Genomic DNA, 17,654 nt, shown 5'->3' on the forward strand with positions numbered 1-17,654 from the left:
CCTATGTCAAGATATGGCCATGAGCCGTCATCTGGCCGCCGTCGGTCCGCATGTGGTCGCCGTCCTCGCGCTCGAGCCGGTGGTCGGGTTCGACCTGACCATCCCGCCGACCGTCCTGGGCGCCGCCACCAAGGCCGACGGCACCAAGTTGTACGACATCCGCATCTGCGGACTAGGCGGTCCGGTGCGGGCCGGCGCCGGGTTCAACCTCGTCCCGGACTACGGCCCCGAGGCTCTCGCCGAGGCGGACACGGTGATCGTCCCGGGAACCTACATCCCCCAGCCGCGGTACGAAGGCACGCTGCCCGACGACCTCGCCGCCGCACTCGCCACCATCCGCCCGGGCACGCGGATCGCCTCGATCTGCACCGGCGCGTTCGTCCTCGGCGCGGCCGGTTACCTCGACGGGCGGCCCGCGACAACGCACTGGGAGCGGGCCGAGCTGTTCCGCAGCGTGTACCCGCAGGTGAAGCTCGACGAGGACAAGCTGTTCATCGACGACGGCGACGTACTCACGTCGGCCGGCCTGGCTGCGGGCGTCGACCTCTGCCTGCACCTGATCCGCCGTGACTTCGGCAGCGAGGTCGCCAACCGGGCCGCCCGGCACTGCGTCGTACCGCCGTGGCGTGACGGCGGGCAGTCGCAGTACATCGAGCGCGTCGTACCCGAGGAAGGCAGTGAGGGTACGTCGCCGACGCGGGCCTGGGCGCTCGAACGGCTCGGTGAGGACATCAGCCTCGCGGCGATGGCGGAGCATGCGCGGATGAGTGTGCGCACGTTCAGCCGGCGCTTCAAGGCCGAGACCGGACAGTCGCCCGGCACCTGGTTGCTGCAGCAGCGTGTGCGGCACGCGTGCCAGCTGCTGGAGACCACCGCCCTGTCCGTCGACCGCGTCGCCGATGAGGCTGGCCTGGGTACGGCGGCCTCCCTGCGACACCACCTGCGGTCCGAGCTGGGCGTGTCCCCGCTCGCCTACCGCAAGACGTTCCGGGCGGGCTAGGTCAGAACGACCAGGTCATGCGGCTGGTTGTTCATCGACTCGACGCCGTCCGCCGTCACCACGACGATGTCCTCGATCCGCGCGCCCCAGCGACCGGCCTGGTAGATGCCCGGCTCGACGCTGAACGCCATACCGGGCTCCAGCAGCAGGTCGTTGCCCGCGACGATGTACGGCTCCTCGTGCACGTCCAGCCCGATCCCGTGGCCGGTCCGGTGGATGAAGTAGTCGCCGAAGCCCGCGGCCGCGATGACGTCCCGGGCGGCGGCGTCGATCGACTCCGCGGTCGCACCGGGCCGGACAGCCTCCACCGCGGCCCGCTGAGCCTCCTGCAGTACGGCGTACGTCGCGGCGACGTCGGCGTCCCGCGGCGTACCCACGGCGTACGTCCGCGTGGAGTCGGAGTTGTAGCCCTCGGCAACCGGACCGCCGATGTCGACGACCACCACGTCGCCGGCCTCGATCACGCGGTCGGACAGGGCGTGGTGCGGGCTGGCGCCGTTCGGGCCGCTGCCGACGATCACGAAGTCGGCCCCGGTGTGGCCTTCCTCGACGATCGCGGCCTCGATGTCGGCGCCGACCTCCGCCTCGGTCCGGCCGGGGCGCAGCCACTCACCGACGCGGGCGTGCACGCGGTCGATCGCCGCGCCCGCCTTCCGCAGCGCGTCGATCTCCGCCGCGTCCTTCCGCATCCGCAACTCACGGACGATCGGCCCGGCCAGCACCTGCTCGGCCTTCGGCAGTGCGTCGCGGAACCCGAAGACGTGCAGCGCCGGCGTGAAGTCGCTGACCGCGACCCGCTCGGCGCCACCCAGCCGCTCGGCCACGAGGCTGTACGGGTCGACGCCGTCCACCCAGGTGATCACATCGACGCCCAGCTCCGTCAGCGGCAGATCGGCATACCCGGGCGCTTCGAGCTTCGGTACGACGAGTGCCGGGGCGCCGTCGGCCGGAATCACGAGCGTGGTGAGGCGCTCCAGCGAGCCGCCCGGCTGACCGATCAGGTAGCGCAGGTCCGAGCCCGGCGTGATCACCAGACCGGTACCGGCCGCGGCCTCGCGGGCACGATCCAGGCGGGCGCGAAGGACGGCGACATCATGAACGGGAGGAAGTGCTGAGCGACGGGCCATACCTGAATCTAAAACTGTCGGGAGCGGTTGCTACAACTTCCCCATGACCCTGCACCATGTGTCCTTCGGCGACGGCGTTCCGGTTCTCGCGTTGCACGGCTGGACGCCGGACCACCGGCTGATGACCGGCTGCCTGGAGCCGATCTTCGCTGGACCATCGGCGCTGCCCGGCTACCGCCGCCTGTATCCCGATCTGCCCGGGATGGGCAAGAGCCCGGCCGGCGACATCGACAGCTCCGACGGCATCATGGCGGCGGTCCGGGCGTTCATCGACGAGCAGATCGGCGACGAGCCGTTCGTCCTCCTCGGCGAGTCGTACGGCGGGTATCTCGCCCGCGGCCTGGTCGCCGAGCGGCCCGAGCAGATCCTCGGCATCGGACTGATCTGCCCGGTCGGCGAACTCTGGCACAAGGACCGGACGCTGCCCGAACACGTCGTACTGCGGTCCGAGCCGGGGGTGTCCGAGTCGCTGACCGAGGGCGAGGACTTCACCGAGCTGGCCGTGGCACAGACCGCCGAGGCGCTGGCCGCATATCGCTCGGACGTGGCGCCGGGTCTGGCGGTCGCCGACACGGCAGCGATGGAACGCATCCAGAAGAACTGGGCGCTGTCGACGGCACCGGAGAGCGGTCCGCCGTACGACGGACCGTCCCTCATCGTGTGCGGCCGCCAGGACGCGGTGACCGGGTACGCGGATCAGTACGACCTGCTCCCCCACTACCCGCGCGCGACGTACGCCGTACTCGACGTCGCCGGCCACAACCTCCAACTCGAGCAACCCGCCCTGTTCGGCGCCCTGATCCGCGAATGGCTGCAACGTCTGCCGTAAATCACTACCAGCGGGTAATGTCAGGCGCATGGTGGCTGGGAAGCGTCCTCTGGGGTGGCCGTTGCTCGTCGCGCTGACGAACGGGCGGACCGGGATCTCCGACGAACGGCTGGCCGCGGCCGTCCGGGACAAGGTGATCCTGGTGACCGGCTCGTCGTACGGGATCGGTGAGGCAACCGCGCGGCGGCTGGCCGCTGCCGGGGCGACGGTGCTGCTCGTGGCGCGTACGGCGGACCAGTTGCAACTCGTCGCGGACGACCTCCGCTCGCGCGGCGGGACGGCGTACGTGTACCCGGCGAACCTCGCCGATCCGGCCGCGGTCGAGGAGCTCGTGCGGACTGTGCTGGCCGAGCACGAGCGGGTCGACGTACTCGTGAACAACGCGGGCAAGTCGATCCGGCGGTCGATCGCGGACACGTACCAGCGGTTCCACGACATCGAGCGGACGAACGCGGTGAACTACCTCGGGCCGGCCAAGCTCGTGCTCGAACTGCTGCCGTCGATGCGCGAGCGCGGGTCCGGCCACATCGTGAACGTGTCGACGGCCGGCGTCCGTACGCCGCCGATGGCGCGCTGGTCGGCGTACCTGGCGTCGAAGAGCGCGTTCGACGTGTGGCTGCGGTGCGTCGCGCAGGAGGTGCGCGGCGACGGGGTGACGACGTCGACGGTCTACATGGGCCTGGTGCATACGCGGATGAGTGAGCCGACGCCGCTGCTCAACAAGATGCCGGGACTCACGCCGGAGCAGGCGGCCGATCAGGTGTGTACGGCGGTGGCCGAGCGCCCGCACAACATCACGCCGCCGTTCGTCCGGCTGGCCGATGCCCTCGGCAACCTGTTGCGGGTGCCGACGGATCGGTTGCTCGAGCAGTACTACCGGCGTACCGGAGGCGGGAAGAAGCGATGAGGACGATCCGGCCGATCCCACCGCTGCGGCCGCCGGAGTGGCTGGTGCAGAGCGCGGCCGAGGTCGGTGGGTTGTCGGTCGCGCTGATCAAGTCCGGGGTGTGGAAGTCGGCCGGGCCGGCGCAGCTCGTGCGGATCGAGCGGGCGCTGCGGACCTGGGGTCAGTCGATGGCCGCGCTCGGGGTGATCGCGGCGATCCGGTACCCGGAGCGGGCGGCGGTGATCTCCGGGGACGACTCGATCACGTATGCCGAGTTGGATCGGCGGTGCGAACGGATCGCGGCCGGGATGCAGGCGCAGTACGGGATCGTTGCCGGGAGCAAGGTGGCGGTGCTGTGCCGGAACCACCGCGGCTTCCTCGAGGCGACCCTGGCGGCGTCGCGGCTCGGCGCCGACGTCCTGTTCGTGAACACCGAATTCGCCCCACCCCAACTCCAAGCAGTCCTCGCACGCCACCGCCCCGACCTCCTCGTCCACGACTCCGAGTTCACGCCACCGGCAGGCATTCGGTCAGTCCTCTCTGGGTTAGCTGAGCTTGCTGAGAGTGTGGCGGCGGCAGCGCCTGCGCCTGACGTGGCTGGGCACATCACGATTCTCACTTCGGGGACTACCGGTACTCCCAAGGCGGCGCCTCGGGTGCCGACTGCGGTGGGGTTGGCGGGGCTGACCGGGAGTGCGCTCAGCCGGTTCGGGTTGCGGGCGGGTGAGCCGATGGTTGTGTGCCCGCCGCTGTTCCACGGGCTCGGTCTGCTCACCTCGATGCTCGCGTTGTTCCTCGGCTCGCCGCTCGTCCTGCGACCGCGGTTCGACGCCCCCACCTTGCTCGCCGACGTCGAAGCGACCCGCGCCGGCGCGGTCGTCGCCGTACCGGTGATGCTGCGCCGACTGCTCGATCTCGGTCCGAACGCGATCGCGGAGTACGACCTGCGCTCACTGCGGGCGGTCATCTCGGGCGCGTCCCAGCTCGGCGCGCCGCTGGCCGAGCGGTTCATCGAACGGTTCGGGCCGGTACTGTGCGACGCCTACGGGTCGAGCGAGGTCGGCATCGCCACGATCGCGACGTCCGCCGACCTGCTCGCCGCGCCCGGGACCGTCGGGCGACCCTGTCTCGGCAGCACGATCCGGATCCTCGACGACCAGGACCGCACGGTGCCGACCGGCATGACCGGGCGGATCTTCGCGGGCGGCGGTCTGGTGTTCGGCGGGTACTCCGACGGTTCGAGCAAGACCGTTGTCGACGGGCGGATGAGCACCGGCGACCTCGGGCATCTTGACGCCGCCGGGCGCTTGTTCGTCGACGGCCGCGAGGACGACATGATCGTTTCCGGCGGCGAGAACGTGTACCCGGTCGAGGTCGAGCAGTGCCTCGCGGCACATCCCGCTGTCGCCGAAGCGGTCGTTGCCGGAGTGCCCGACGACGAGTTCGGCCAGCGGCTGATCGCGTACGTCGTACTCCACTCGCCGGCCACCGAGGACGAGTTGCTGACGCACGTGAAGGCGAACCTCGCGCGCTACAAGACGCCGCGCCAGATCGTCGTCCTCGACGAGTTCCCGCGCAACGCGACCGGCAAGGTCCTGCGCGGCAAACTCACGCCGCCGTGAAGAGCTCCCGGAACTTCGTCATCCGGTCCAACGCAGTCCGCTCGTCACCGAAGGACACCGCCAGCGTCTCGGCGCCCGCGTCGACGAGCTCGTGAGCGGATGCGACGACCGGATCGGGATCGCCGCTGGACCAGTCGAGCCGCGTCCCGACCTTGATCGGCCGGTCGCCGAACGACCTGAGTCGCGAGACCGCCGCCGCGAAGCCGGCACCGTCCAGGCCGAGCCCCTGCCACTCGTCGCCGTACCGCGCGGCGCGGCGCAACGCGGGCCCCGTCGTACCGCCGATCATGAGCGGGAGCGGCGCCCGGAGTTTCGGCTCGAACACTCCGCCGCGGTCGCGGCCCTCGAAGAGGTCACGGATGATCCCGAGCGACTCGTCGGTCCGGCGGCCACGCTCCTCGAACACCGCGCCGACCGCCGCGAACTCGGCCGTCGCCCACCCCGCGCCGATTCCCAGTACGACGCGCTCGCCGGACAGCCGGTGCAGCGTCGCCGCCTGCTTGGCGACCACGTACGGGCTCCGCATCGGCAGCACAAGCACCGAGGTACCGAACCGGATCCGGCTCGTGCGCGCCGCGAGGTACCCGATGGTGACGAGAGGCTCGTAGACGCCGCCGTACGTCGAGCCGAACTCACCCGGCGGGAGGAGGTGGTCGGGCAACCAGGCCGTGCCGTAGCCCAGATCTTCTGCAGCGACCGCCAGCTCGACCAGTCGCTCGGGCGGCATCGACGCCGACTCGTCCGGGAGGACCACCTGGAGTTCGACCATGTGCTCGACCCTAACCGGCCAGAGTGGTCAGAGCGATCAGAGTGAGCGGGGTGGGTGGCCGGTGTACGTGGGGATGACGGACTTCGGGAGAGGGCCTTTGATGCGCGTCGGTTCTTGTTGCTGCTCGCGGGCGTGCGCGAGCAGGCCGACGGAGCGGGACAGGATGAAGAGGCCACGGGCGAGTTCGGCGGGGAGGCCGAGTTCGGCGTAGATGGTCGCGGTGGCGCCGTCGACGTTCATCGGGACGGGAGCGAGAACGGATTCCAGCGAGAGAGCGATCTCCAGGTGTTCCCCGCTGATGGTGCCGTCGGCAACTGCCTGCTGGGCGGCGGCGATGAGAGGGTCGCGGCGCGGGTCGTGCGGGTGGAAGCGGTGACCGAAGCCGGGGACGTACGCCTTGCGTTCCTTGTACGAGGCAACGAGCTCTCGGGCTGCGGTCGTCGGGTCGGTGCCGGCGTCGACCGTGCGTCGCAGGTCGTACAGGACTTCGAGGCATTGCTGTCCGGCGCCGCCGTGGACGTCACCGAGCAGGTTCACACCGGTGGCGATCGCGTTGTTTAGCGCCAGACCGCAGGAGGCGGCCATCCGGGCGGCCGCGATCGAGGGCGCCTGCGGGCCGTGGTCGACGGCGGCGACGAGGGTCTGCTCGAGCAGCCGCGCCTCCCCCGGCGTCGGCAGTTCACCGCGGACCATCAGCCAGATCATCTGCGGAAACGTGATCCCGTCGATCAGCTGCTCGATCGGATAACCGTGAAACCGGATCACGCCGGGCTCGATATCCGAGATCCCCGTTGCCCACCAATCAGCACCCTCGGTACTCATGTAGCTCCTGTTGCTCGTAGCTCTGTGATCTCGTCCGAGGTGTAGCCGAGCTCGGCGAGGATCTCGTCGGTGTGTTCTCCCAGTCGCGGCGGACGCGTCGACGGTCCGACCGACCCGCCGTCCACGTGCACGCTGCTGCCGAGCACCCGCAGTTCGCGATCCCGTCCGTCGGGCATCTCCACCGTGTGCAGGAGTTCGCGTTCGGCGAGCTGCGGCAGAGAGAGCGTCTGCTCGACGCTCAGCACCGGCGCGACCGGTACGCCGGACTCCGCGAGCAACTCGTCCCAGTACGCCGCGGAACGCTGAGAGAGCGTTCTCTCAAGTTCCTCCTTCAGCTCGGCCCGATGCACCTTCCGCGCTTCCCGTGACCCGAACCGCGCGTCCGTCAGCAACTCCAGGCGGCCCAGCGCCGTGCACAGCTCGACGTACTGCTCCTGCTTGTTGGCCGCGATGTTCAGCGCCCCGTCTGCGGTCCGGAACGTTCCGGACGGGGCCGACGTCGCGTTCTCGTTGCCCATGGCACCGGGTTTCCGGCCCGCGACCAGGTAGTCCGAGACCACCCATCCCATCGCCGCGACCGCCGTTTCCAGCATCGAGACGTCGAGGAAACTGCCGGCGCCGGTCCGTTCCCGTTTCACCAGCGCCGCCGAGATCGCGAACGCCGCGGCGTACCCGCCGAGCGTGTCCGCGATCGGGAAACCGGTCCGGATCGGCGCGGTCTCCGGCGTTCCCGTGACGCTCATGATCCCGGACAGTCCCTGGATGATCTGGTCGTACGCCGGTCGCCCGCGCATCGGCCCGGTCTGGCCGAAGCCCGACACCGCGCAGTACACGAGGCCCGGATTCAGCGACCGCAGTACGTCGACCGGGAAGCCGAGGCGCTCGAGGACTCCCGGCCGGAAGTTCTCCAGCAGTACATCCGCCTCACGGACCAGTCGCTCGAAGACCTCACGACCGGCGGTGCTCTTCAGGTTGAGCGTGAGAGAGCGCTTCCCCGCGTTCTGGGCGAGGAACGAGATGCCGAGCCCGTCCTTGGACAGCTCCAGGTCGCCACCGAGGTTCCGGGCGAGATCGCCCGACCCGGGCACCTCGACCTTGATCACCTCGGCTCCCATCAACGCCAACTGATAACCGGCAAACGGCCCTGCGAGCACATTGGTCAGATCAAGCACCCGCACACCAGCCAGCAAATCCACGTCAGGACGCACTGAAACCGCTCCACCCCGTTCGCACGATGGTTTCCGAGCAGCGGCGTACGGCGGTGATGTACGGCGGCAGGCGGTCGTCGCTGAAGCGGGTCGTCGGCCCGCCGATCGCGATCGCCGCAACGACCCGCCCGTCAGTACGCCGTACCGGAGCCGCAACACCCGACGCACCAAGCTCGCGCTCACCATGACTGACCGCGAACCCCCGCGCAGCCGCATCGGTGACCGCGGCCCGCAGCTTCTTCGCGAACCCCGGCTGCCGCGGCGCCTCCAACGCAAGCTCCTCGATCAGCGACGGATCGACGGCGAGCACCGGCGGATCCGTCAGCAGCACCTTCGACGCGGCTCCGCCCCACAGCGGCATCGACGATCCGACGACCACCATGTGCCGGACGCTCAGCGAGCCCGGCGCCTGCGCGAGACAGACCCGGGTCCGGCCGACGCGGATGTACAGGTTCGCGGTCTCGCCCGTGTCGGCCGACAGCTTGCCCATCGCCGCGCGGACCGCCGGCGGGATCTCCATCGTCGCGCTGCTCAGCCGGGACCAGCGCAGGAAGCCCGGACCGATCGCGTACTTGCCCGGCCCGATCGCCGCGACCAGACCGCGCTGCTCGAGCGTGGTCACGAGCCGGAGCACCGTCGTCTTCGGCAGCCCGCTCGCCGCCGTCAGCGCCGCCAGCGACCAGGTCGGATGCTCGTCGTCGAACCGCTCGAGCAGGTCCAGCGCGCGGTGCACACTCCGTACTCCGTCACCTTCACTCATGGCCCGACGATAACCCGCCGTGCCACGCAACGGAATCTCTGTACCTCCTGGTGGAATGCTGCTACGGTCGCCCGCAGTGATCCCTCGCCCTCAGGAGGTAGCTGCTCATGTCGCGACCCAGAACGGTGCTGGTCGCCGCGGGTCTCACGATCAGTCTGCTCGTCAGCGGCTGCTCGGCCCTGGAGAAGACGCTCGACGGCGGCAGCGTCGCCGGCGACTTCCCGAGCCGCAACGTCGAGATTATGGTCCCCGCCGCGCCTGGTGGTGGTTGGGACCTGACCGCCCGGCAGTTCCAGCACGTGGTCCAGGAGAAGAAGCTGCTCGGCGAGAGAGCGGTCTCCGTGGTGAACGTGACCGGCGCCGGCGGCGCGGTCGGCATCTCCAAGCTGGTCACGAAGAACCGCAAGGACCCGCACACGCTGATGATCACCGGCCTGGTGATGGTCGGCGCGCTGACGCTGAACCAGTCCGAGATCACCGTCTCCGACACCACGCCGATCGCGACGCTCACCGCGGAGCAGGAGGTGCTGGTGGTGAAGTCGGACTCGCCGCTGAAGTCCCTCAAGGACCTGGTCGAGATGTACAAGGCCGACCCGTCGAAGGTGAGCTGGGGCGGCGGAACGATCGGCGGCACCGACCACATCACCGCGGGCACGCTGGTGAAGGCGGCCGGTGCGGACCCGTCGAAGGTCAAGTACATCAGCTACTCCGGCGGCGGCGAGGCGACCGCGGCGATCCTGTCCGGCGACGTGACGGTGGGCATCTCCGGGCTGAGTGAGTTCGAGGAGCAGATCACCGCCGGGAAGATGCGCGTCCTCGCCACCTCCGGCACCGAGCCGGTCACACTCAACGGCAAGCAGCTCCCGACGATGAAGTCCGAGGGGTACGACGCCGAGGTGCAGAACTGGCGCGCGATCGTCGCACCGCCCGACGTACCGGCCGCGGACCGGCAACGGCTGATCGACTTCGTGACGAAGGTGAACCAGTCGCCCGAGTGGGCCGAGATCCGGAAGAAGAACGGCTGGACCGACTTCTTCAAGACCGGTGACGACGCCACCAAGTTCATCGCCGAGGAAACCACCCGCGTCCAGGCCCTGGAGAAGGAGCTGGGAATCCTGTGAGCACTTCTGAGGAAGCAGTCGAAGAAGCAGTCAAAGCTTCGGATGTCGAGGTCGAGGCTTCGCGGCTGGTGCGGATCATCGCCGCGCTCGTGCTGATCGTGTTGAGCGTGACGTTCCTGGTGGGCGTGTTCGACATCCGCAGCCCCAAGGGCTTCGACCCAGCCGGTCCGCGGTTCTTCCCGCTGCTCGTGACGTCCGCGTGGCTGGTGCTGTCGATCGCCTACCTGATCGAAGGACTCCGGTCGCCGAGGACCGCCCGCGCAACCGATCGCAGCTGGTTCGAGCCGGTCGCGGTCTCCGCACTTCTGGTGCTGTATGCGCTGCTCGTCGTCCCGCTCGGCTATCTCATTGCCACTGCGTTGCTGTTCTTCGCGGCGGCCCGGGTGCTCGGTAGCCGCCAGTTGGTGCGGGACATCGTGGTGGCCGTCGTACTCACTGTTGTCGTGTACATCGCGTTCACGCAGTTCCTCGACATCTCGTTGCCGGGAGGGGTGCTGGGCCTGTGATCGGCTTGAGTGTTTTCGGTGACCTCCTGCACGGCTTCGGCACCGTGCTCGACCCGATGAACCTGCTGTGGGCCGTCCTCGGCGTCACCCTCGGCATGCTCGTCGGCATCCTGCCCGGCATCGGCCCCGCGCTGACGATCGCGCTGCTGCTGCCGATCACGTTCAACTTCTCCGACCCGATCGGCGCCTTCATCATGTTCGCCGGGATCTACTACGGCGCGATGTACGGCGGTTCGACCACGTCGATCCTGATCAACACCCCCGGTGAGTCGGCCTCGGTGGCGACCGCGATCGAGGGTCACAAGATGGCGCTCAAGGGCCGGGCCCGGGCGGCGCTGGCGACCGCGGCGATCGGGTCGTTCGTGGCCGGGACGATCTCGACCGTGCTGCTGACGTTCGTCGCGAAGCCGATCGGGAGCCTGGCGAGCCATTTCCAGGCGACCGACTACTTCGCGATCACGCTGCTCGCGATGGTCGCGGTGACCGCGCTCGTCGGGCACTCGCTGGTTCGCGGGCTGCTGTCGCTGGTGGTCGGGCTGTTCATCGGGCTGATCGGTCTCGACAGCCTGTCCGGTGCGCCGCGGTACACGTTCGGCACGCTGCGGCTGCTCGACGGGATCGACGTGGTGATCGTGATCGTCGGGTTGTTCGCGATCGGCGAGACGTTGCACGTGGCGTCGAAGCTGCGGTCCACTCCGGAGCGTCCCGCCGTACTGGAGAAGGGCCGGCTGCGGACCGGGTACCTGACCAGGTCGGACTGGGGACGGTCGTGGAAGCCGTGGCTGCGGGGCACCGCGCTCGGGTTCCCGTTCGGGGCGATCCCGTCCGGCGGCGCCGAAGTACCGACGTTCCTGTCGTACTCGATCGAGCGGCGGCAGGCGCGCAAGAAGGGCCGCGACGAGTTCGGTGACGGCGCGATCGAGGGGGTGGCGGGACCGGAGGCGGCGAACAACGCGTCGTTCTCGGGTGTACTCGTACCGCTGCTGACGCTCGGTCTGCCCACGTCGGCGACGGCCGCGGTGATGCTCGCGGCGTTCCAGATCTTCAACGTGCAGCCGGGGCCGCAGCTGTTCGAGGACCAGAGCACGCTGGTCTGGACTCTCATCGCGTCGCTGTACATCGGGAACCTGATCCTGCTGATCATGAACCTGCCGCTGATCCAGATCTGGGTCCAGGTCCTCAAGGTCCCCCGTCCCTTGCTGTACTCCGGAATTCTGGTCTTCGCGTGCCTCGGTGTGTACTCGCTGTCCGGCTCCGGCTACGAGGTGCTGATGGCGCTCCTGATCGGTGTGGCCGGGTTCTTCATGCGGAAGCTCGACTTCCCGATCGCGCCGGTGATCCTCGGCGTGATCCTCGGGCCGACGATGGAGGAGCAGTTCCGCCGGTCGCTGGTGATCTCGAACGGCGACGCGAGCGTGTTCATCACCCGCCCGCTGAGCGCCGTGATCATCGCGCTGACGGTGCTCGCGCTGTTCGTCCCGTACCTGCCGCGGATCGTCGCCCGCATCCGCGGTACCCAACCCACCCGCGACCGCCTGTCCTTCGGCGAGGACGATTGATGGGAGAGTGGGGCTGTGAAGATTCTCGTCGGATACGTACCAACGCCCGAGGGTGAGGCGGCGCTGACCGCCGCGGCGGTCGAGGCCGAGCTGCGCGGGGCCTCGATCCTACTGCTGAACACGAGCCGCGGCGACGCCTACATCGACGCCCGCTACGCCAACGCCGACGAGTTGGCGGCCGCCGAGGCCAAGCTGCGCGAGCACGGCGTCGAGGTGACGATCCAGCAGGCGGTTTCCGAGGGCGACGTGGCCGGCGCACTCCTGAAGGCAGCCGCCGCCGACGACGTCGGCCTGATCGTCCTCGGCCTCCGCCGCCGCAGCCCGGTCGGCAAACTCATCCTCGGCAGCACCGCCCAACGAGTCCTCCTCGAATCCCCCGTCCCGGTCCTCGCCGTCAAGGTCCAGTCACCCCACGACTGAAATCCGGGTGAGGTGCTGGGGTGGGGCGCCTAAACTGGGCTGGTTATGCCTGATGCCCGGACCGAGTCCACGAGTCCATCCCCAGCTCCCACCCAGGACCCAGCGAAGCGGCGTCGTCCGTCGCGGCGGCGTGGTGGGCGGAAGCCGTCCTCCGATGAGACTCCTGTCGCCGACGTGAACCTCAGCGAGGTCGCGGCTCGGCTGGAAGATCTGACGGCTTACGACCGGGAGCATCTGGGGCGCCGGCTCGAGCGGGTCCGGCGTACAACGGATGCTCGCAAGCGGGCCGCCGAGCTGCAGGGGGTGGCCGCGGCCGTCGAGCAGGCCGAGCGGCGCGTGGAGGTGCGGAGGAACGCCGTACCGGAGATCACGTACCCGGAAGAGCTGCCGGTCAGTCAGCTGAAGGACGAGATCGCCGCCGCGATCCGGGACCACCAGGTCGTGGTCGTCGCGGGCGAGACCGGGTCCGGGAAGACCACTCAGATCCCGAAGATCTGCCTCGAGCTCGGCCGCGGCGTGCACGGCATGATCGGCCACACCCAGCCCCGCCGGCTCGCCGCGCGGACCGTCGCGGAGCGGATCGCGGAAGAACTCGGCACCGAGCTCGGTGAGACGATCGGTTTCGCCGTACGGTTCACCGACAAGGTCAGCGAGCGCTCTCTGGTCAAGCTGATGACCGACGGCATCCTGCTGAACGAGCTGCAGCGCGACCGTGACCTGACGCGGTACGACACCCTCATCATCGACGAGGCGCACGAGCGCAGCCTGAACATCGACTTCATCCTCGGCTACCTCGAACGCCTCCTCCCCCGCCGCCCCGACCTCAAGGTGATCATCACCTCGGCGACCATCGACCCGGAGCGGTTCGCGGCGCACTTCGCGGCCGCCGACGGCACTCCGGCGCCGATCGTCGAGGTGTCCGGCCGGACCTACCCGGTCGAGGTGCGGTACCGCCCGGTCAACGACCCCGAGGACCCGCGCACGATCGACCGCGACCAGACCCAGGCGATCCTGGACGCCGTCGACGAGCTCGAGTACGAGGCGGACGGCGACGTCCTGGTCTTCCTGTCCGGTGAGCGCGAGATCCGCGACACCGCCGACGCGCTGAACGACAAGTTCCGCGGCGAACGGCGTACGACCGAGATCCTCCCCCTCTACGCGCGGCTCTCGAACGCGGAGCAGCACCGGGTCTTCCAGCCGCACGCCAACCGCCGGATCGTGCTCGCCACGAACGTCGCCGAGACCTCGCTGACCGTCCCCGGCATCAAGTACGTGATCGACCCCGGTACGGCGCGCATCTCGCGCTACAGCCACCGCACCAAGGTCCAGCACCTGCCGATCGAGCCGGTGTCGCAGGCCAGCGCCAACCAGCGCAAGGGCCGCAGCGGCCGGACCAGCGACGGTATCTGCATCCGCCTGTACTCCGAGGAGGACTTCGACAACCGCCCGGAGTTCACCGAGCCGGAGATCCTGCGTACCAACCTCGCCTCCGTCATCCTGCAGATGACCGCGATCGGGCTCGGCGACATCGCCGCGTTCCCGTTCATCGACGAACCCGACAAGCGCAGCATCACCGACGGCCTGCAACTGCTCACCGAGCTCGGGGCGATCGACACACCGAAGGGCGGCCGGCTGACCCCGATCGGCCGGCAGCTCGCGCAGATCCCGCTGGATCCGCGGCTGGCCCGGATGATCGTCGAGGCCGACAAGCACGCCTGTGTCCGCGAGGTCATGGTGATCGCGGCCGCACTCTCGATCCAGGACCCGCGCGAACGCCCGACCGACGCCGAGGCGCAGGCCCAGCAGGCGCACGCCCGGTTCCGCGACCCGAACAGCGACTTCCTCGGGTACCTGAACCTCTGGGGCTATCTGAAGAAGCAGCAGAAGGAACTGTCCGGCAACCAGTTCCGCCGGATGTGCCGCAGCGAGTACCTGAACTATCTCCGGGTCCGCGAGTGGCAGGACATCTTCGCCCAGCTGCGTCAGGTCGCGTCCCAGATCGGTGTGAAGCTCAACAGCGGCGAGCCGGCCGATCCGCAGAGCGTGCACATCGCGCTGATGTCCGGTCTGCTCAGCCACCTCGGGATGAAGGACCCCGCCAACCAGCACCAGTACCTCGGCGCGCGCGGTACGAAGTTCGCGATCTTCCCCGGCTCGGGGCTGTTCAAGAAGCCGCCGCAGTTCGTGATGGCCGCCGAGCTGGTCGAGACGTCGAAGCTGTGGGCGCGGGTGAACGCGAAGATCGAGCCGGAGTGGGCCGAGGATCTCGCCCCGCACCTGATCAAGCGCTCGTACTCCGAGCCGCACTGGGAACGTAAGGCCGGCGCCGTGATGGCGTACGAGAAGGTCACGCTGTACGGCGTACCGATCGTCGCCCGGCGCAAGGTGAACTACGGGAAGGTCGACCCGGAGGTGTCGCGCGAGCTGTTCATCCGGCACGCGCTGGTCGAGGGCGACTGGGACACCCACCACAAGTTCTTCCACGAGAACCGCAAGCTGATCGAAGAGGTCGAGGAGCTCGAGGAGCGCACCCGGCGGCGCGACCTGCTGGTCGACGACGAGACGCTGTTCGCGTTCTACGACGAGCGGCTCGGCCCAGAGGTCGTCACCGGACGGCACTTCGACACGTGGTGGAAGACGGCACGGCAGCGCGACGCCGACCTGCTCGACTTCGAACGTTCGCTGATCGTCCGCGAAGGCGCGGACGTCAAGGAGGACGAGTTCCCGCTGCGCTGGACGCAGAACGGGATGACGTTCGACCTGACCTACGCCTTCGAGCCCGGCACGGACGCCGACGGCGTGACTGTGCACATTCCGCTGCTCGTGCTGAACCAGGTGACCGCGGACGGCTTCGAGTGGAGCGTTCCCGGCTTCCGCGAGGAGCTGGTCACGACGCTGATCAAGTCACTTCCGAAGGCGGTACGGCGGAACATCGTGCCGGCGCCCGACCACGCGCGGCAGATCCTCCCCGAGCTCGACCCGGCGTCCGGACCGCTCACCGACGCGATGGCGCGCGCCCTGCGGGACCTTCGCGGTGTCGTGATCGAGACGGAGGACTGGGACTGGACCCGGGTGCCCGAGCACCTGCGGCTGACGTTCCGGGTCGAGGACGACAAGCGCAAGACCGTGGCCGAGGGCAAGGATCTCGCCAAGCTGAAGGAGAAGCTGAAGCCGAAGACGAAGGCCGCGATCTCGCAGGTCGCGTCGAAGGCGGTCAGCGGTCTCGAGAAGGCCGGGCTGACCGACTGGACGCTCGGCGATCTCCCCCGCAGCTTCTCCGAACACCGCAACGGGCTGACGGTCGCGGGATACCCGGCGCTCGTCGACGAGGGCAAGAGCGTCGCGATCCGTCTGCAGGAGACCGAACGTGATCAGGCCGCGGCGATGTGGGCGGGTACGCGGCGGCTTCTGCTGCTGACGATGCCGTCGGTGATCGACGTCGTACAGCGGAATCTGAGCAACCAGCAGAAGATGACGTTGATGGCGGGTCCGCATCGCAACGTCGGCGAGCTGCTCGACGATGCGATCGCGGCGGCCGTCGATCAGCTGATGGCGGCGGCGGGCGGGCCGGCGTGGAACCTGACCGCGTTCTCGATCCTGCGGGACGCCGTACGGTCGGATCTCGCGGACACCGTGCTGACGATCCTGCAGCAGGTCGAGCAGGTGCTCGGGCATGCGCGGACCGTGGACAAGCAGATCTCCCGCGCCGCCAGCCCCGCGTTGCTCGCTGCCCTCTCGGATGTCCGCGGCCAACTCGAAGGGCTTGTGCATCCAGGGTTCATCACGGAGACCGGCGCGAAACGACTGCCCGATCTGGTGCGGTACCTGCGCGGCATGGAGCAGCGGCTGGACAAGCTCGGGGCCAACGCAGCGCGCGACCGCTCCGGCATGGCCGTCGTCGACATGCTCACCGACGAGTACCGCAAGAGACTCCGCGCGGTGCCGACCGGCAAGTACCCGAGCCCCGAACTACTCGAGGTCCGGTGGATGCTCGAGGAACTCCGCATCAGCCTCTTCGCCCAAACCCTCGGCACGCCCTACCCGGTCTCAGAGAAACGCATCCGCAAAGCCTTGGCCGACAGCTAGGAGTCGAGCAGCCGGCGCGCGTGTTCGTGGACGGCGGCACGGAGTTCGGGTGGGTCGAGGATTTCGAACGGCCAGTAGACGCGGGTGACCTGGGCGACGAGGGGTCCCAGCTCGTTGGCGGCGAAGCGCAGCTCGCAGGTGACCGCGTCGATCGGCTCGACCACGCCTTGGCCTGGCGGAATCGCCTTGGTCACGGTCTCGGCGGAGGCCTGGACACGGATGCGGGCGACGATGTCCCACGGCGCCACTCCGGTGCCCTCGGCAACGAGTGCGACCGGGTCCGGCGGGTCGTCGAAGCGGTATCGGGAGCCGGTGAGCACCGGCTCCTCGATGCGGTCGACCCGGAAGGTGCGCCAAGCCTGCCGGTCGCGGTCGCGGGCGACCAGGTACCAGCGCCGACCGGTGTGCACGATCTGCAACGGCTCGACACTGCGCTCTGACTCGCTGCCGTCATGGGTGCGATAGCGGAACCGGATCCCTTCGACGTGCCGGCAGCCGGCCGCCAGCGTAACCAGCACGTCGCCGTCCACCGCCGGCAGCTCGCCTTGCGGGAATTGCGTGGTGTGCGCCCCGATCGCGGCAATCTGCTCGCGCAGCCGCACGGGTAGTACTTGATGGAGTTTGGCGAGCGCGGAGATCGCGGCCTCCTCGACTCCGGTCACCGTCGTGGTCGTCGCGACACGCAGGCCGACCGCGATGGCCACAGCTTCGGAATCCTCGAGCAGCAGCGGCGGCAGCCGTCCGCCGGGGCCGAGCCGGTAACCACCGCCGATCCCGGCCGTGGCGTCGATCGGGTAGCCGAGCGAGCGCAGCCGCGTCACATCACGCCGTACGGTGCGACGCGTGATGTCGAGCCTCGCCGCCAACTCGGCGCCGTCCCATTGAGGGCGCGAGTGGAGCAAGGACAGCAAACGGAGCAGCCGGGCCGCGGTATCCATC

At 69.1% G+C, this 17,654-nt stretch carries 15 protein-coding genes; 9 read left to right on the forward strand and 6 right to left on the reverse strand.

All coding sequences use genetic code 11. From position 1 onward, the window contains the following. Positions 1 to 19: 19 nt before the first annotated feature. Entirely contained in the window at positions 20 to 1,000 is a 981-nt protein-coding gene (locus OHB24_RS33985; RefSeq protein ID WP_327634985.1) for a GlxA family transcriptional regulator, read from the forward strand. On the opposite strand, the gene OHB24_RS33990 is transcribed toward OHB24_RS33985, so the two are convergent. Then, positions 997 to 2,127: a M24 family metallopeptidase gene (locus OHB24_RS33990; protein WP_327634986.1), complete on the reverse strand. Its 1,131-nt coding sequence runs from the start codon at positions 2,125 to 2,127 to the stop codon at positions 997 to 999. The two genes, OHB24_RS33985 and OHB24_RS33990, sit on opposite strands and share 4 nt — an antisense overlap. Before the next feature lie 43 nt (positions 2,128 to 2,170). Here OHB24_RS33990 and OHB24_RS33995 point away from each other — a divergent pair, with 43 nt between their 5' ends. Genes OHB24_RS33995 through OHB24_RS34005 form a run of 3 tightly spaced genes read left to right on the forward strand, consistent with a single transcriptional unit; the run spans position 2,171 to position 5,464 of the window. Then, a complete protein-coding gene (locus OHB24_RS33995) occupies positions 2,171 to 2,956 on the forward strand; it encodes an alpha/beta fold hydrolase (RefSeq protein ID WP_327634987.1) in 786 nt (261 codons plus the stop codon). 28 nt (positions 2,957 to 2,984) lie between these two features. Beyond that, positions 2,985 to 3,863 (forward strand): SDR family NAD(P)-dependent oxidoreductase, encoded by an 879-nt coding sequence (locus tag OHB24_RS34000; protein WP_327634988.1) that lies wholly within the window; start codon positions 2,985 to 2,987, stop codon positions 3,861 to 3,863. Then, the gene (locus OHB24_RS34005) at positions 3,860 to 5,464 is read left to right on the forward strand and encodes an AMP-binding protein (protein ID WP_327634989.1); all 1,605 of its coding nucleotides are present in this window, start codon (positions 3,860 to 3,862) and stop codon (positions 5,462 to 5,464) included. Before OHB24_RS34000 ends, OHB24_RS34005 begins: the two co-directional genes overlap by 4 nt. On the opposite strand, the gene OHB24_RS34010 is transcribed toward OHB24_RS34005, so the two are convergent. Genes OHB24_RS34010 through OHB24_RS34025 form a run of 4 tightly spaced genes read right to left on the reverse strand, consistent with a single transcriptional unit; the run spans position 5,451 to position 9,023 of the window. Then, positions 5,451 to 6,233, reverse strand: a complete 783-nt coding sequence (locus tag OHB24_RS34010; RefSeq protein ID WP_327634990.1) for an LLM class flavin-dependent oxidoreductase — start codon at positions 6,231 to 6,233, stop codon at positions 5,451 to 5,453. The two genes, OHB24_RS34005 and OHB24_RS34010, sit on opposite strands and share 14 nt — an antisense overlap. Positions 6,234 to 6,269: 36 nt before the next feature. Next, on the reverse strand, positions 6,270 to 7,055 hold the full coding sequence (locus tag OHB24_RS34015) for a citryl-CoA lyase (protein ID WP_327634991.1): 786 nt from the start codon (positions 7,053 to 7,055) through the stop codon (positions 6,270 to 6,272). Continuing rightward, positions 7,052 to 8,263: a CaiB/BaiF CoA transferase family protein gene (locus tag OHB24_RS34020; protein WP_327634992.1), complete on the reverse strand. Its 1,212-nt coding sequence runs from the start codon at positions 8,261 to 8,263 to the stop codon at positions 7,052 to 7,054. Before OHB24_RS34020 ends, OHB24_RS34015 begins: the two co-directional genes overlap by 4 nt. After that, positions 8,253 to 9,023: an IclR family transcriptional regulator gene (locus tag OHB24_RS34025; protein WP_327634993.1), complete on the reverse strand. Its 771-nt coding sequence runs from the start codon at positions 9,021 to 9,023 to the stop codon at positions 8,253 to 8,255. Before OHB24_RS34025 ends, OHB24_RS34020 begins: the two co-directional genes overlap by 11 nt. Positions 9,024 to 9,130: 107 nt before the next feature. Here OHB24_RS34025 and OHB24_RS34030 point away from each other — a divergent pair, with 107 nt between their 5' ends. From OHB24_RS34030 to hrpA, 5 genes are all read left to right on the forward strand, one after another. Further along, the gene (locus OHB24_RS34030) at positions 9,131 to 10,144 is read left to right on the forward strand and encodes a Bug family tripartite tricarboxylate transporter substrate binding protein (protein ID WP_327634994.1); all 1,014 of its coding nucleotides are present in this window, start codon (positions 9,131 to 9,133) and stop codon (positions 10,142 to 10,144) included. Continuing rightward, on the forward strand, positions 10,141 to 10,650 hold the full coding sequence (locus OHB24_RS34035) for a tripartite tricarboxylate transporter TctB family protein (RefSeq protein WP_327634995.1): 510 nt from the start codon (positions 10,141 to 10,143) through the stop codon (positions 10,648 to 10,650). Before OHB24_RS34030 ends, OHB24_RS34035 begins: the two co-directional genes overlap by 4 nt. Beyond that, on the forward strand, positions 10,647 to 12,209 hold the full coding sequence (locus tag OHB24_RS34040; protein WP_327634996.1) for a tripartite tricarboxylate transporter permease: 1,563 nt from the start codon (positions 10,647 to 10,649) through the stop codon (positions 12,207 to 12,209). Before OHB24_RS34035 ends, OHB24_RS34040 begins: the two co-directional genes overlap by 4 nt. Positions 12,210 to 12,224: 15 nt before the next feature. After that, positions 12,225 to 12,629: a universal stress protein gene (locus OHB24_RS34045; protein WP_327634997.1), complete on the forward strand. Its 405-nt coding sequence runs from the start codon at positions 12,225 to 12,227 to the stop codon at positions 12,627 to 12,629. A 174-nt stretch (positions 12,630 to 12,803) separates the two neighbouring features. Further along, positions 12,804 to 16,715, forward strand: a complete 3,912-nt coding sequence (hrpA, locus tag OHB24_RS34050) for an ATP-dependent RNA helicase HrpA (protein WP_327634998.1) — start codon at positions 12,804 to 12,806, stop codon at positions 16,713 to 16,715. On the opposite strand, the gene OHB24_RS34055 is transcribed toward hrpA, so the two are convergent. Then, entirely contained in the window at positions 16,712 to 17,653 is a 942-nt protein-coding gene (locus tag OHB24_RS34055) for a helix-turn-helix transcriptional regulator (RefSeq protein ID WP_327634999.1), read from the reverse strand. The two genes, hrpA and OHB24_RS34055, sit on opposite strands and share 4 nt — an antisense overlap. Position 17,654: the final 1 nt, after the last annotated feature.

It is taken from the genome of Kribbella sp. NBC_00482 (assembly GCF_036013725.1).
Classification (GTDB): domain Bacteria; phylum Actinomycetota; class Actinomycetes; order Propionibacteriales; family Kribbellaceae; genus Kribbella.